13 protein-coding genes are annotated in these 14,125 nt (G+C 65.9%); 7 read left to right on the top strand and 6 right to left on the bottom strand.

Annotated features, from left to right (window positions below; all coding sequences use genetic code 11):
• Positions 1 to 71: 71 nt before the first annotated feature.
• Positions 72 to 2,039, bottom strand: a complete 1,968-nt coding sequence (locus PQR02_RS25105; RefSeq protein ID WP_408237432.1) for a lytic transglycosylase domain-containing protein — start codon at positions 2,037 to 2,039, stop codon at positions 72 to 74.
• Positions 2,040 to 2,116: 77 nt separating this feature from the next.
• On the opposite strand from PQR02_RS25105, the gene PQR02_RS25100 reads away from it, so the two are divergent.
• The gene (locus tag PQR02_RS25100) at positions 2,117 to 2,659 is read left to right on the top strand and encodes a 5-formyltetrahydrofolate cyclo-ligase (RefSeq protein ID WP_408237429.1); all 543 of its coding nucleotides are present in this window, start codon (positions 2,117 to 2,119) and stop codon (positions 2,657 to 2,659) included.
• Positions 2,660 to 2,729: 70 nt separating this feature from the next.
• Here the strand turns inward: PQR02_RS25100 and PQR02_RS25095 are convergent, their stop codons facing one another.
• The gene (locus PQR02_RS25095; RefSeq protein ID WP_149669897.1) at positions 2,730 to 3,242 is read right to left on the bottom strand and encodes a winged helix DNA-binding protein; all 513 of its coding nucleotides are present in this window, start codon (positions 3,240 to 3,242) and stop codon (positions 2,730 to 2,732) included.
• A 215-nt stretch (positions 3,243 to 3,457) separates the two neighbouring features.
• Here PQR02_RS25095 and pxpB point away from each other — a divergent pair, with 215 nt between their 5' ends.
• From pxpB to PQR02_RS25065, 6 genes are all read left to right on the top strand, one after another.
• Positions 3,458 to 4,111, top strand: coding sequence for a 5-oxoprolinase subunit PxpB (pxpB, locus tag PQR02_RS25090; RefSeq protein WP_408237424.1), 654 nt, complete (start codon positions 3,458 to 3,460; stop codon positions 4,109 to 4,111).
• Positions 4,108 to 5,160 (top strand): 5-oxoprolinase subunit C family protein, encoded by a 1,053-nt coding sequence (locus PQR02_RS25085; protein ID WP_408237421.1) that lies wholly within the window; start codon positions 4,108 to 4,110, stop codon positions 5,158 to 5,160. Before pxpB ends, PQR02_RS25085 begins: the two co-directional genes overlap by 4 nt.
• Positions 5,161 to 5,180: 20 nt before the next feature.
• A complete protein-coding gene (pxpA, locus tag PQR02_RS25080; protein ID WP_408237418.1) occupies positions 5,181 to 5,933 on the top strand; it encodes a 5-oxoprolinase subunit PxpA in 753 nt (250 codons plus the stop codon).
• 317 nt (positions 5,934 to 6,250) lie between these two features.
• A complete protein-coding gene (locus PQR02_RS25075) occupies positions 6,251 to 6,985 on the top strand; it encodes a DUF969 domain-containing protein (RefSeq protein ID WP_408237415.1) in 735 nt (244 codons plus the stop codon).
• Positions 6,982 to 7,938: a DUF979 domain-containing protein gene (locus tag PQR02_RS25070; protein WP_408237412.1), complete on the top strand. Its 957-nt coding sequence runs from the start codon at positions 6,982 to 6,984 to the stop codon at positions 7,936 to 7,938. The genes PQR02_RS25075 and PQR02_RS25070 overlap by 4 nt, the downstream gene beginning before the upstream one ends.
• A 212-nt stretch (positions 7,939 to 8,150) precedes the next feature.
• Positions 8,151 to 9,953 (top strand): tetratricopeptide repeat protein, encoded by a 1,803-nt coding sequence (locus tag PQR02_RS25065; RefSeq protein ID WP_408237409.1) that lies wholly within the window; start codon positions 8,151 to 8,153, stop codon positions 9,951 to 9,953.
• A gap of 2 nt (positions 9,954 to 9,955) precedes the next feature.
• Here PQR02_RS25065 and PQR02_RS25060 read toward each other — a convergent pair whose 3' ends face one another.
• Genes PQR02_RS25060 through PQR02_RS25045 form a run of 4 tightly spaced genes read right to left on the bottom strand, consistent with a single transcriptional unit; the run spans position 9,956 to position 14,045 of the window.
• The gene (locus tag PQR02_RS25060) at positions 9,956 to 11,110 is read right to left on the bottom strand and encodes a TraB/GumN family protein (RefSeq protein WP_408237406.1); all 1,155 of its coding nucleotides are present in this window, start codon (positions 11,108 to 11,110) and stop codon (positions 9,956 to 9,958) included.
• A complete protein-coding gene (locus PQR02_RS25055; protein ID WP_408237403.1) occupies positions 11,103 to 12,122 on the bottom strand; it encodes a peptide ABC transporter ATP-binding protein in 1,020 nt (339 codons plus the stop codon). The genes PQR02_RS25060 and PQR02_RS25055 overlap by 8 nt, the downstream gene beginning before the upstream one ends.
• Positions 12,119 to 13,126, bottom strand: a complete 1,008-nt coding sequence (locus PQR02_RS25050) for an ABC transporter ATP-binding protein (RefSeq protein ID WP_408237400.1) — start codon at positions 13,124 to 13,126, stop codon at positions 12,119 to 12,121. The genes PQR02_RS25055 and PQR02_RS25050 overlap by 4 nt, the downstream gene beginning before the upstream one ends.
• 1 nt (position 13,127) lies before the next feature.
• A complete protein-coding gene (locus PQR02_RS25045; protein WP_408237397.1) occupies positions 13,128 to 14,045 on the bottom strand; it encodes an ABC transporter permease subunit in 918 nt (305 codons plus the stop codon).
• Positions 14,046 to 14,125: the final 80 nt, after the last annotated feature.

The following is a 14,125-nucleotide window of genomic DNA, read 5'->3' as shown; positions in this document are numbered from 1 at the left end:
TGGTGGAAGCCGCGGCAACGGCTGGCGTGGCGCGCCGCAACCTCGAAGCGAGGCCGCGGCGGCACGGCGCTTTACGGTGCGATGTAACCCAGACGCGCCTTCAGCGATTGCGGACGGCCTTCGAACAACGCCGCGTAGTAGACCGTGTTGGACAGCACATTCTTGACGTAGTCGCGCGTTTCCTGGAACGGAATCGCCTCGGCGAAGATCGCGCCTTCAACCGGATGCTGCAACGACTGCCGCCAGTTGCGCGGACGGCCCGGGCCCGCGTTATATCCGGCTGTGGCCAGCACGGCGGACCCGTCGAACTGATTGTAGATCATCGACAGGTAGTTCGTGCCGAGCAGGATATTGGTGTTGATGTCGTTCATCTGCTCGCGCGAAAGCGGGCCGAGGCCGATCTTTTTCGCGACCAGTTGCGCGGTGCCCGGCATCAATTGCATCAAGCCGCCAGCGCCGACTTCCGAGCGCGCGTTGATGATGAAGCGCGACTCCTGGCGAATCAGCCCGTACGCCCATTCCACATCCAGGCCATTCGACTGTGCATCGCGATCGACGATCTCGCGGAACGGCGACAGATAACGCAGCGAGAAGTCGTGTTCGCTCTTCGTGCGGTCCGCCGTGTTGACGGTGCGGTCATACAGCTGGATACGGCGCGCGTATTCGGCGGCCGCGAGCAGTTGGCGGTCGCTCATCGTGCGCAGCGGCCAGTTCCATTCGCGATTGCCTTCGAGCCGCAGATTCAGCGCATAGAACCGCTGCGCCAGATCGAAGCCCGGCGTGTTGCCGGCTTGCTGAACTTCGGCGTCGGTCACCGTGGTTTTCGGCGGCACCGTGATCTTCTGGCCGAGTTCTTCGGCGGCCAGTTGGCCGTAGAAGTTGTAGCCCGGCGCGATCGATTCGAATTCCTGGGTGGCCGTGCTCGTGTCGCCGGCCTGCTTCAGCGCGCGTGCATGCCAGTACACCCACGACGGCTGCTTGCGCAACGTCTCCGGCATCTGCTCGATCGACCAGCGCACCATGTTCCAGTCGCCGGCGAGAAGCGCCGTGCGGGTGCGCCATTCGTACGCGGGATTGGACAACGGCGCGTTCGCCGACAACCGGTACCAGTCCACCGCGGTGGGCATCTGCTTGAGGGCGGCCTGATACGCAATCGTGCCCCAGCCGATCGCGCGTTCGGGCGAGTTCAGCGACGGCGCGACCGAAGCGAAAGTGGCCGCGGCCATTGCCGGATCGTTGCGCGCCATGCGAGTGATCGCGAGCAGCGCCAACTGATGCGACTGCGCATCCGCACCGACGCCGCGCGCGAGCAGCAACGGCGGCGTGTTCGCGGCCTGGCTGAACAGCACCGGATCGGGCGTCTGGTCGCCGAGCGCGTCGAGCAGCTTGCTGCCCGTGGCGGTGTAGTTCTGCTCGTACGCGAGACGGAGCTGTTGCCAGATGTCGTCGGCACTGAACTGGCGGCTCGCGCCCAGCGAGATGATCAGATCGACGCAGCCGTCGCCGTACCACTTCGGATCGACCAGCAGCGCGCGCGCCGCATCCGCCACGTTTTCGCCGCGCGACGCGCGCGATTCGAGCGCGTAGCACTTGACCTGGGTGTCGTCGTTCAGCACGAAGCGGGCGTATTGCTGATCGAAGTTGCGCCAGTCGTGACGCGTGCCGAGCACCGTGAGGTAGTCGTTGCGCAAACGGTCGGCGATGGCCTGGCCGTCGTACTTCTGCAGGAACGCCAGCACCGGCGCATCCGGCGCGTCGACGCGCGCATGGCCGGTTGAATCGAACAGCTGCGGCTTGAGCTGGAAATACTCCAGATACGAAGGCGCCGGATAGTTCGGGATCATGCTCGCCAACTGCGCCGCGCGTGCCGCGTCGTTATTGCGGGCGGCCTCGCGCAACTGGACGAAGGTCTGGTCGTCGTTCGTGAGTTGCGAAAGGGGAATGGGTTTGACGGCGGAGGCCGTGCTGCACGCGACGAGTGCCGCTGCGGCAAGCGCCAGTCCGGCCGCGCGATATACTCGATAAAGGCGTTTTGACATCGTTGTTTCTGGAGCGCGAATTGGACCAAAGCATAGCATGCAACCCCGTCCCGGCAGCGAAAAAGGCGCTGCGCCGAATGCTATTGGAAGCAAGGCTGCAAGCGGCTTCCACGCCGGAGCACAATGCCGCGCTCGGGCGTCGCCTGCTCGATGCGTTGAAGCATTACGGGGTGGACAGTGTGGGGTTCTACTGGCCGCTCGCGGGCGAGTTCGACGCGCGCCCCGCGATCTCGGTCTGGCTGGCAGCCGGCGCGCGGCGCGAGGCCAGTCTGCCAATTGTCAAAGAACGTGGCGTGCCGCTCGAATTCCATGCATGGACGCCCGATACCCCGATGAAAATCGGTCATCACAAGATCGCCGAGCCGACAACCGGACAAAGGGTGCATCCCGAACTGCTGTTCATCCCTTGCGTGGGGTTCGACGTCGACGGTTACCGGCTCGGCTATGGCGGCGGCTATTACGATCGCACGCTGGCCGCATGGCCGGGCTCGAAGAAGCCGCTCACGGTCGGCATCGCTTATGAAGCGTGCCGCACGCAAGCGCTGCAACGCGAAGCCCACGACATTCCGCTCGATCTGATCGTCACCGAAGCGGGAACTTACCCCGGGCCGTTGAGTTGAGCCGGCGGCACGCCGCGGCGCCGCGTCGCTGCTACTTCGCCTTAGCCCGCCGTCACCGCCTTAACCCACGCTACAAGGACGCTGCCGCCCGGGCGGCCGTGTCGTACAGACCGGATGCGTTGCGCATCAACTGGGCGGCCTCGCCAATCTGTTGATTGGTCAGGCCGCTTTCCTTCAACGTCGAAATCAGACAGCTCTCGCGCACCTCGCGATATTTCAGACACAATTCGCGGCCCGCGTCGGTCGCCGAGAAGAACACTTCCTTGCCGGTCTTTTCGCTTTTTACATACCCTCTAGCTACGAGCTTCTTCAACGCGTAGGTGGCGACGTGCGTGTCTTCGATGTTCAGCACGAAGCAGATGTCCGCCAGCTTCTTGCGGCGCTCGCGATGGCTGACGTGATGCAGCAGCGACACTTCGATCGCGGTCATGTCCTTGTCGCCCGCTGCCGACATGCAGCGCACCATCCAGCGGTTGAAGGCGTTGCCCGCCATGATCAGCGCGTATTCGAGTTCGGACAGTTCCGCGCTGGTCTCCGAAACGAGGTGTTCCGATGAGACGATCTTGGTGGGATGGCGCGACATGACGAAGAGTCTCGGAAGTCAGATGAGAAGGTGTCGGGAGTGTACGACGAGCGCCCGCTCCCGGGGAGCCTGGCACAAACGCTTATTGAGAAATTGTTGATATTTTATTGATAATGTACGCTTCCATCGTCGCATGTGCGATGCTGCAAGCGCGTCTCGGGATCCGCCGCGCCCGAATCCCCCGACTCGACCTGAGCCGTTAAGCCATCAGCCAAATGAGCCAACCAAGAATCTTTCCGCTCGGTGATGCCGCGCTTGTTTGCGAAGCGCCGCCGCCTGCCTCGCTGGAGTGCCAGCAGCGCGTCTGGGCGGCCGCCGAGGCCGCGCGCGACTGGCCGCACGTGCTGGAAGTCGTGCCGGGCATGAACAATCTGACGCTCACGTTCGATCCGCTCGAAGCCGACCGCGACACGCTCGCCGAGCATTTACTGACGGCCTGGAACGCCGCGAGCAAGGCGCGCGCGCCGGGCCGTGAAGTGCAGATTCCGGTGCAGTACGGCGGCGAGTTCGGCCCCGATCTGCAAGCGGTCGCCGATCATACGGGCCTCAGCGCGCGCGAGGTCGTGCAGCGTCACGCGGACGGCGAATACGTGGTCTTCTTCCTCGGCTTCCAGCCGGGCTTCGCCTACATGGGCGGCCTCGAAGCCGCACTGCACGCGCCGCGCCGCGCGTCGCCCCGGCTCGAAGTGCCGGCGGGGTCGGTCGGCATCGGCGGCGAGCAGACCGGCATTTATCCGGCCACTTCGCCCGGCGGCTGGCAGCTGATCGGCCGCACCGAGCTGCCCCTCTTCGACCCGGCGCGCCGCCCGCCCACGCTGCTGCAGCCGGGCGACCGGGTGCGCTTCACCATCGCGGGGATCCACGCATGATCGATGTGATACGCGCGGGTCTGCTGACCACGATTCAGGATCTCGGCCGTCACGGCCACCGGCATCTGGGTGTCGCGATGGGGGGCGCGCTCGACCGTCTGTCGCTCGAAGTCGGCAACCGGCTGGTCGGCAACCGTCCCGACGCGGCCGGTCTCGAAATCACCATCGGCCCGACCGTGCTGCGGTTTCTGCGCGCGACGCGGGTCGCCATCACCGGTACGGAATTCGGCGCGACGCTCGACGGCAAGCCGGTCTATTCGTGGTGGAGCCTGCCCGTGCAGGCCGGCCAGGAGCTGGTGCTGAACGCGGCGAAGCGCGGCATGCGCGGCTACGTCTGCGTGGCGGGCGGCATCGACGTGCTGCCGGTGCTCGGCTCGCGCAGCACCGATCTGGCCGGCCATTTCGGCGGACTCGGCGGGCGCGCGCTGCGCGACGGCGACCGCCTGCCGGTCGGCGCGCCGCAGCAGCGCGGCCAGATCGGCTTCACGCCCGAGGCGCCGGAGTTCGGCGTGAAGGCGCCGAGCTGGTGCAAGTTCGTGCTGGTTCACGAGCCGCTGCGGCGCGGCCGTCATCCGTCAGGGGTGCCGTGGGCCGTGCCGATCCGCGTGCTGCGCGGCCCGGAATACGACAGCTTCACCGACGCGGCGCACGAAGCGTTCTGGTCCGACGAATGGCTCGTCACGCCGAACAGCAACCGGATGGGTTATCGGCTGGCCGGCGCCGAACTGACGCGCACGCAGAAATCCGACCTGCTGTCGCACGCGGTGCTGCCCGGCACGATCCAGGTGCCGCCGAACGGCCAGCCGATCGTGCTGATGAGCGACGCGCAAACCACTGGCGGCTATCCGAAGATCGGCGCGGTGATCCAGGCCGATCTGTGGAAACTTGCGCAAGTGCGGCTGAACGCCTCCGTGCGCTTCATCCCGACGACGCCGTTCGAGGCACGCCAGGCTTTGCTGGAAGAGCGCACGTATTTGCGGCAGATCGACGCCGCGATCGCGATGCATGACGAACGCTGCGCACGCCGGCTGGCGGTTGCGGCGCTGTGACACTCAGTTGGGGAATCACCATGGAAATTGATTTGAACGCCGATCTCGGCGAAGGCTGCGGCTCCGACGAGGCGCTGCTCGATCTCGTCAGTTCGGCGAATATCGCCTGCGGCTGGCACGCGGGCGGCCCGAATGCGATGCGCGAATGCGTGCGCTGGGCGGTGCAGAAAGGCGTGTCGATCGGCGCGCATCCGAGCTTCAACGATCCGGAGAATTTCGGCCGCAAGGAAATGGATCTGCCGGCCGGCGAGATTTACGCGGGCGTGCTGTATCAGCTCGGCGCGCTGTCGGCGATCGCCCAGGCCGAGGGCGGGCGCATCGCACACGTCAAGCCGCACGGCGCGCTGTACAACCAGGCCGCGCGCGACGCGCGGATCGCCGACGCGATCGTGTCGGCGGTGCACGATTTCGATCCGTCGGTCGCCGTGTTCGCGCTCGCCAACAGTGGTCTCGTGACGGCGGCCCGCAACGCGGGCCTGATCGCGATCGAAGAAGTGTTCGCCGACCGCGGCTATCGCGCCGACGGCTCGCTCGTGCCGCGCAAAGAGCCCGGCGCGCTGCTCGACGATGAGAACGAAGTGCTGGAGCGCACGCTCGCGATGATCCGCGAGCAGCGCGTGCAAGCCGTCGACGGCCAATGGGTGCCCTTGAACGCGCAAACCATCTGCCTGCACGGCGACGGTCCGCATGCGCTGGCGTTCGCGCGGCGCATTCGCGGCGCACTGGAGGCCGCCGGCATCGAAGTTCACGCGGCCAACGCGGCACGCGTCTGAGCGAGCTTCGGGGCGAGCCAGACAGCGCGAATCGACCGTTGCGACACCTCAAACGCCCCGCTTTCGAGCGGGGCGTTTGCCAGGTGCGGCACGTATCAGACGTATTGGACGCATTGCGGTAGCGGCGGCAACGCAGTCACAGCAAAAAAGCAGCCGCAGCCACACATGCAGGTGCAGGTGCAGGTGCAGGTGCAGGTGCAGTGCGAAGCGACGCGGCCATCAAGAGCCGTGGCAACAAGACGGCGCAGGGAACACCACGCGCCGGCCCACGTCAGCCGCCACCCGCGGCGAGGTTGAAACCCTGTTTGGAGATCCTGATGCAGACAACAGTCAGTCTATGGCCGCTCATTGGCGTAGCGGTCATCATCGCCGGCTTTTTATTGCGGTTCAATCCGATGCTGATCGTGGCGGTCGCCGCGATCGTCACCGGTGTGGCCGCGCAGTTCCCGCCTGAAAAGATCCTCGCGGAGATCGGCACCGGCTTCATCAAGACGCGCAACATCCCGCTCATCATTCTGCTGCCGCTCGCGGTGATCGGCCTGCTTGAACGGCATGGGCTGCGCGAGCGCGCGCAAGCGTGGATCGGCGGCATCAAGGCGGCCACTTCTGGGCGTCTGCTGATCGTCTATCTGCTGGTGCGCGAACTCACCGCCGCGGTCGGCCTGACCGGACTCGGCGGCCACCCGCAGATGGTGCGTCCGCTGATCGCGCCGATGACCGAAGGCGCGGCCGAAACCCGCTTCGGCAAGATCAGCGACGAAGTGCGCTTCAAATTGCGCGCGTTCGCCGCGGCGACCGACAACGTGGGCCTCTTCTTCGGCGAGGACATCTTCGTCGCGTTCGGCGCGATCGTGCTGATGACCACCTTCCTGAAAGAAGCGGGTATCGTCGTCGAGCCGATTCACGTGGCGGTGTGGGGGATTCCGACCGCGATCTGCGCGTTCATCGTGCACGGCTTCCGGCTGTATCTGCTCGACCGCCGGCTCGAACGCGAACTGCGCGGCAAGGCCACCGCCTCGCCGGCGCGCTCCGCCGCGGGAGACAAAGCATGACGTTCACCATCACCTATCTGTTCTGGCTGCTAGGCGTGGTGCTGCTGATCATCGGCGGCATGATCGTCACGGACAAAGCGCACCCGCGCCGTTTTACCGCAGGCGGCTTCTGGATTCTCTACGCGCTGATCTTCCTGATCGGCGACAAACTGCCGCCCGCCGTGGTCGGCGTCGCGGTGATCGTGATGGCGCTGATGGCGGGCTTCGGCGGCGTCACGGCGGCCAAGCCGAAAACGCTGTCGCTCGAAGCGCGCAAGGCGAGCGCGGCGCGCCTGGGCAACAAGCTGTTCGTGCCCGCGCTGACGATTCCGGTCATCACCGTGATCATCACGCTGTCGGCGAGCCACCTGGTGTTCGGCGGCATGCCGCTGATCGAGAAGGCCAACGTCACGCTGATCGGCTTCGGCATCGGCTGCGTGATCGCGCTCGCGGTGGCCTGCGTGATGACGCGCGACACCGTCGGCCAGTCGATGAAGGAAGCGCGCCGGCTGGTCGATGCGTTGTCATGGGCCGCGGTGCTGCCGCAGATGCTTGGCATGCTCGGTCTCGTGTTTTCCGACGCGGGCGTCGGCAAGGCGGTCGCGCACGTCACCACCTCCTACATCAGCCTGGACTATCGCTTCGTCGCGGTGGCCGTGTACTGCATCGGCATGGCGCTGTTCACGATGGTAATGGGCAACGGCTTCGCCGCGTTCCCGGTGATGACGGGCGGCGTCGGCGTGCCGATTCTGGTGGGCGTGTTTCACGGCAACCCGGCGGTGATGGTCGCGATCGGCATGTTCTCCGGCTACTGCGGCACATTGATGACGCCGATGGCCGCGAACTTCAACATGGTGCCGGTCGCGCTGCTGGAACTGCCGGATAAGAATGCGGTGATTAAAGTGCAGATTCCCACCGCGCTAACCTTGCTGGTCATCAACATCTTCCTGTTGAATTTCCTGATGTTCCTGTAGGACACCTGCCTTCCTTGCTGGCCTCTACCGATGCATCGCGGCTTGCCGCTGCGATGCATCGGTGCGGCAAATCCATCGCGCATCGCACGCGTCGATGAATTAGGAAGCGTCCGATCGTCGCGGAAAGGGGCGGCCGATAAAATCGCCAAGGTCTTCCCCTCACTCGCGCTGGCGCGTGCAGTCGCGCTGCTCGCGCTTTCTAGCAGGTGTTAATGGAACATCCATCCCGCCGTGCCGGCAACCGCGCCGCGCGGCCGCCCGCCGCAGCCCACGTGAGTTCGCTGATCGAAGCCGCGCTCGCCGAGCATGAGGCCGGGCAGCTCGACGCCGCCGAACCCCTCTATCGTCAAGCCCTCACCCTCGACCCCACCCATACGACGGCACTGCACTACTTCGGCGTGTTGCACTATCAGCGCGGCGAGCACCATGCCGCCGAGAGTCTGATGAGCCGCGCGCTCAAATTCGACCGCCGCGATGCCGCCTGCTGGAGCAACCGTGGCCTCGTGGCCGCCGCGCTCGGCCGTCTCGACGAAGCGATGATCTGCTACGACCAGGCGCTGCAGCTTCAGCCAGATTTCGCCGACGCGCGCAACAACTTCGGCGTCGCGCTCCAGGCGCAAGGCTCGCTGCACGAAGCCCTCGAACAATACCGGCTCGCGCTCGCGGCGAATCCCACGCTGGCCGACGCGCATCTGAACATGGGCACGGTGCTGAGCCGGCTCGGCCGTGTCGACGAAGCGCTGGCGTGCTATCGCGATCTGCTCGCGTTCGACCCGAACTCGGCGCAAGCGCACTTCAACGCGGGCAATGCCCAGCGCGCGCAAGGCCAGCACAAAGCGGCTATCGCGAGTTTCGAGCGGGCGCTCGCGCTGCGCCCGGATTACGTGGAAGCGCACGTCAATCTGGGCAGCCTGATCGGCCGGCTCGGCGACTACGCGGGCGCCGAAGCGCATTACCGGCGCGCGGTCGCGCTCAAGCCGACGCCGACCCACCTCGTATGCCTGGGCGGGTCGCTCGCCGCGCAAGGCCGGCTCGACGAAGAGGAAGGCTTCTATCGCGAGGCGCTCGCGCTCGATCCTCACTACGCTGACGCGCATCAGAATCTCGCGTGGCTGCTGCTCAAGCGCGGCGATTACAGGCAGGGCTGGGCCGAGTTCGCGCTGCGTTGGCGCAAGCAGGACTACGACGCGCTCGCGGTGCCGGGCGTCGCCGAATGGCGCGGCGAGCCGCTCGACGGGCGTCGTCTGCTGGTGGTCGGCGAGCAGGGTTTCGGCGATCACTTCCAGTTCCTGCGCTTTGCGCGTGTGCTGCAAGAGCGCGGCGCGACGGTCGACCTGTGCGTGCGCGAGCCGCTGCTGCCGCTGGTCGAACGCATACCGGGCGTGAATCGCGCGTTTAGCGGCAAGCCCGGCCGTGACTACGATTTCTGGGTGCCGATGATGAGCGTGCCGTCCTGTGTCGGCACCGAGCTGTCCACCATTCCGGCCGAACTGCCGTACCTGTTCGCCGACAAGACGAAGCTCAAGACATGGCGCAAACGGGTGAGTCCGGTCGACGAAGCGAAGCGCGGAGTGGGCCTCGTGTGGGCCGGCAGTCCCACGTTCGGCAACGACCGCTACCGGTCGATGACGCTCGCCGACCTGAACGCGTTGAGTGAGTTGAAGAACGTCGTATGGTACGCGTTGCAGAAGGGGCCGGCGCATGCGCAACTGGCCGACGCGCCACCAGCGTTCCGTGCGCGCGATTTCACCGCTTATCTGACCAGCTTCGAAGAAACCGCCGCGCTGATCATGCAGCTAGATCTGCTGATCGCCGTGGACACCGGCGTCGCGCATCTGGCGGCCGCGTTGGGCAAGCCGGTGTGGCTGCTGCTGCCGGCCAATTCCGACTGGCGCTGGCTGCAGGCACGCAGCGACTCGCCATGGTATCCAGGGATGAGACTGTTCCGTCAAACGACGGCTGGGGACTGGCGGTCGGTGGTGGCGCAGGTGGCCGAGGCTCTACGGGCACAGTAACCTCACCCCGCCTCGACCACGAAGCCACGCTGCCGCAAAAGCTGTAGCACGCCTTTCGGGCCACCAAGATGCAACGCCCCTATCGCGACGAACACCGGCTTGTTCGGCGCGGCGATCTGCAGCATCCGCGACACGAAGCGCCGGTTGCGCTCGTAGACGATCTTGTTGTCGATCGCATCCGACACGCGCTTGTCACGCGCCAGATTTTCGGACTTCGCGGCTTGCCATGCGGCGATCGCATCCGCATCGCCGACCCGCCACAGGCGATGCAGCGCGCGCACGTCGGCAACGTTCTGCGCGGCGGTCTGCACCAGGTCCTGCGCCAGCATTTCGCGCTGCTGCGCGAGCGAGAGCCCCGTGAACGCGTGCATCTGTTGCGGCAACGTTTCAAGACCGACAATCTTGCCGCGCGTCTTCAGATACACGTTCTGCAATTGCGCTTCGGTGCCGTACTCGGTCTGTAGACCCGCGCTCAGCGAATCGTAGGTTTCGACCACCAGCGACGCGAGCCACGGCCGCATCTTCTTGATTGCATCGAGAGCGGCGGGGTTGCCTCGCAGACGCATGGCCAGCTTGTGCCACAACGGTTCGGGCAGCAAACCGGGCAGACAGTCGCGCCGGCATACGCCGTACTTCGATACGTCGTCTTGCGAGACCAGCAGTTCGTCGGGGGAAAGTTCGAGCGCCAGCGTCGGCGACGCGGCGAGAGCAGCGAGGATCGGCGCGCGGAACGGCTGTCCGGCGGGATAGTCGACGGGATCGCCGACATGCAGCGTGCCCAGCACATAGATGGTGGTGGTGCCGCGTGTCGCGACATAGAACGGCATGCGCGCCGGTTGCGCGCGCACCGGGCCGCTCGCGGTGGTGCCGGGTGGCGCGGGTGCCGGATCGAAGCCCGGCGGGCTCGCGCGCGGCGGCGCCGGCACGCCGCCGGGCACCGGCACCACGGGGCGCCCCGCCTGGACCGGCGCGGTGGCCGCCGCGCCAGCCGCCCGCGCGACGCCGAGCGGCCCTGTGCCCAGACAGAGCGCACAACACACGCCGAGCAGCGCGGCACCTTTCAGCGCACGCGCGCTCCAGCGCCGCGCGACTGCCACGGCGCAGGCGCCATCACGCAAGCGGCGCGCAAGACGACGCGCCGCCGCCACATCAGGCATCCATGTCCCCCACCTCCTCGGCGCGGTGACACGACACCTGACGGCCATCCACTTCACGCAGCTTCGGTTCTTCACTGCGGCAGCGGTCGATCGCATACGGGCAGCGCTGATGAAACGTGCACCCCGAAGGCGGATTCAATGGCGACGGCATTTCACCTTGCAGCTTGATCTTGATGCTTCGATCTGCTTCGAAGATCGAAGGCGTCGCCGACATCAGCGCGCGCGTGTACGGATGCCTCGGCTTCGAGAAAATCCGCTTCTTGTCGCCAAGCTCCGCCACGCCGCCGAAGTACATCACCATCACATCGTCAGCGATATGCTCGACCACCGACAGATTGTGCGAGATGAACACGTAGCTCGTCCGGAACTCTTCCTGCAGATCCATGAACAGATTCAGAATCTGCGCCTGGATCGACACATCGAGCGCCGACACGGGTTCGTCGGCGACCACGATCTGCGGGTCGAGGATCATCGCGCGCGCAATCGCCACACGCTGCCGCTGGCCGCCGGAGAACATATGCGGATAGCGCTTCGCATGCTCGGGACGCAGGCCGACGGTGCGCATCATCTGCGCGATCCGTTCGCCGCGTTCGACGGCGCTCATTTGCGTGTTGATCGCGAGCGGCTCGCCGAGTGTCTGCTCGACGGTCTTGCGCGGATTGAGCGACGCGAACGGGTTCTGGAACACCATCTGCACGCGCCGCCGCAGCGCCGCGATCTTCGCGTGATCGGCCCCGGCCACGTCTTCACCGTCGATCAGCAAACGGCCCGCGCTGGGCGTTTCGATCATGGTCAACTGACGCGCGAGCGTGGACTTGCCGCAGCCGGATTCGCCGACCACCGCGAGCGTCTTGCCGCGCTCCAGCGAGAACGACACGCCGTTGAGCGCCTTCACGGTGCCGGACGCGAACATGCCGCGCTTGACCGTGTAGTAACGCGCGAGATTATCGGCGACCAGCACGTGATCGCCCACATGGTGCGGATGGCGCCGCGTTTCGTGTACTGCGTTCATCGTGCGCCTCCGTGGGTGTGAACGTTGGCGTCGCCGCTCAGGTTCAGGGGTTTGATGCAGCGCACGCGCGCCACTTCCGCGTGACCTTGCATCGGCGCGAGCGCGGGCCGCGCCTTCAGGCAATCGTCGACCACGTACTTGCAACGCGGTGCGAACAGGCACCCTTTGGGGCGGTCATCGCGCCCCGGCACCATGCCCGGCAACGCGGCGAGCCGCACTGCGCCCACGTTATGCTCGGGAATCGCCGCCAGCAGCGCTTCCGTGTACGGATGATGGGGCGCCGCGAAGATGTCCGGCACCTTGTTGGTCTCGATCACTTCGCCAGCGTACATGACCGCGACGCGCTGCGCGACCTCGGAGACTACCGCGAGATCGTGCGAGATCAGCACCAGCGCCATCCCGCGCTCCTTCTGCAGCTTGATCAGCAGTTCCATGATCTGTGCCTGGATCGTCACGTCGAGCGCGGTGGTCGGCTCGTCGGCGATCAGCAGCTTCGGATTGCAGGCAATCGCCATCGCGATCATCACGCGCTGGTTCATGCCGCCCGACATCTGATGCGGAAACGAGCCGATGCGGCCTTTCGGGTCGGGAATGCCGACCTGGTCGAGCAGTTCGAGCGCGCGTTTGTCGAGCGCGCTGCCGCGCAGGCCTTCGTGCAGCTTCAGCACTTCCTTGATCTGATAGCCGACCGTGTAGCTCGGGTTCAGACTGGTGAGCGCGTCCTGGAACACCATCGCGATGTCTTTGCCGATGATCTTGCGGCGCTCTTTCGCCGATGCTTTCAGCAGGCTCTTGCCGTTGAAGGTGATCTCGTCGGCCGTGACTTTGCCGGGCGCGTCGATCAGGCCCATCAGCGCCATCATCGTGACGCTCTTGCCCGAGCCCGATTCGCCGACCACGCCGACCACTTCGCCCGGCGCGACGTCCAGATTGATTCGATCCACAGCGGGCAAGCCGGCGAAGTTCACCGCCAGATTGCGGATGGTCAATAGGTTATTGCTCATGTCAGGCCATCCGTTTCAGTTTGGGGTCGAGCGCGTCGCGCAGCCCGTCGCCGAGCAGGTTGATCGCGAGCACCGAGATCAGGATGGACAGACCGGGCATCGTGACGATCCACCAGGCGCTGTCGATGTAATCGCGCGCCGAGGCCAGCATCGCGCCCCACTCCGCCGACGGCGGTTGCACGCCGAGGCCGAGAAAGCCGAGCGCGGCGGCGTCGAGAATCGCCGACGAGAAACCCAGCGTGGCCTGCACGATCAGCGGCGCGGTGCAGTTCGGCAGCACTTGCGAGAACATCAGGCGCAAGGTGCCGGCGCCCGCGACGCGGGAAGCGGTCACGTATTCCTTCTGCAATTCGCCTTGCGCCGACGCGCGCGTCAGACGCACATAGCCGGGCAGCGCGACGATCGCGATGGCCAGCATCGTGTTGACGAGACCGGGGCCGATGATCGCGACCACCGCGACCGCCAGCAGCAGCGACGGCAGCGCGAGCAGCACGTCCATGATGCGCATGATCGGCGTGTCGGCCCATTTCTCGAAGAACGCCGCGATCAGCCCGAGCACGATGCCCGGAATCAGCGCGAGCACAACCGACACGAAGCCGATCCAGAACGACAGCCGCGCGCCGTACATCAGGCGCGAGAGAATGTCGCGGCCCGCTTCGTCGGTGCCGAGAATGAACTTCCAGTTGCCGCCGTCGAGCCATGCGGGAGGAATCTTCACGGAGTCGCGGTATTGCTCGATCGGGCTGTGCGGCGCGATCAGCGGCGCGAAGATCGCGACGAAGATCAGCACCAGCACGATGATGCCGGCGCCGACCGCGCCACGGTTGCGCGAGAAGTTCGCCCAGAATTCACGGGCGGCGATGGCGCGGCCGCTGGGAGGCGTGACCGCTTGGGGGACTGTATTTTGAATGTCTGCCATTTTGGTTCATGCCTCCCGCAGAGCCGCCTCAAGGGAGGCATGCGCCCCCTTGGGGGACAGCGAACGCAAGTGAGCGTGGG

Origin of the sequence: Paraburkholderia sediminicola, assembly GCF_046026895.1 — a bacterium.
Taxonomy (GTDB): Bacteria; Pseudomonadota; Gammaproteobacteria; order Burkholderiales; family Burkholderiaceae; genus Paraburkholderia; species Paraburkholderia sediminicola_C.
Note: the sequence above shows the minus strand (reverse complement) of the source record. Positions and strands in the feature narration are given on the sequence as shown.

Excerpts from the sequence above, each read along its gene's own strand:
- PQR02_RS25105 (WP_408237432.1), bottom strand. The coding sequence starts at position 2,039 with ATGTCAAAACGCCTTTATCGAGTATATCGCGCGGCCGGACTGGCGCTT.
- PQR02_RS25065 (WP_408237409.1), top strand. The coding sequence starts at position 8,151 with ATGGAACATCCATCCCGCCGTGCCGGCAACCGCGCCGCGCGGCCGCCC.
- PQR02_RS25070 (WP_408237412.1), top strand. The coding sequence starts at position 6,982 with ATGACGTTCACCATCACCTATCTGTTCTGGCTGCTAGGCGTGGTGCTG.
- pxpB (WP_408237424.1), top strand. The coding sequence starts at position 3,458 with ATGAGCCAACCAAGAATCTTTCCGCTCGGTGATGCCGCGCTTGTTTGC.
- PQR02_RS25075 (WP_408237415.1), top strand. The coding sequence starts at position 6,251 with ATGCAGACAACAGTCAGTCTATGGCCGCTCATTGGCGTAGCGGTCATC.
- PQR02_RS25045 (WP_408237397.1), bottom strand. The coding sequence starts at position 14,045 with ATGGCAGACATTCAAAATACAGTCCCCCAAGCGGTCACGCCTCCCAGC.
- PQR02_RS25050 (WP_408237400.1), bottom strand. The coding sequence starts at position 13,126 with ATGAGCAATAACCTATTGACCATCCGCAATCTGGCGGTGAACTTCGCC.
- PQR02_RS25060 (WP_408237406.1), bottom strand. The coding sequence starts at position 11,110 with ATGCCTGATGTGGCGGCGGCGCGTCGTCTTGCGCGCCGCTTGCGTGAT.
- PQR02_RS25085 (WP_408237421.1), top strand. The coding sequence starts at position 4,108 with ATGATCGATGTGATACGCGCGGGTCTGCTGACCACGATTCAGGATCTC.
- PQR02_RS25095 (WP_149669897.1), bottom strand. The coding sequence starts at position 3,242 with ATGTCGCGCCATCCCACCAAGATCGTCTCATCGGAACACCTCGTTTCG.
- pxpA (WP_408237418.1), top strand. The coding sequence starts at position 5,181 with ATGGAAATTGATTTGAACGCCGATCTCGGCGAAGGCTGCGGCTCCGAC.
- PQR02_RS25100 (WP_408237429.1), top strand. The coding sequence starts at position 2,117 with ATGCTATTGGAAGCAAGGCTGCAAGCGGCTTCCACGCCGGAGCACAAT.
- PQR02_RS25055 (WP_408237403.1), bottom strand. The coding sequence starts at position 12,122 with ATGAACGCAGTACACGAAACGCGGCGCCATCCGCACCATGTGGGCGAT.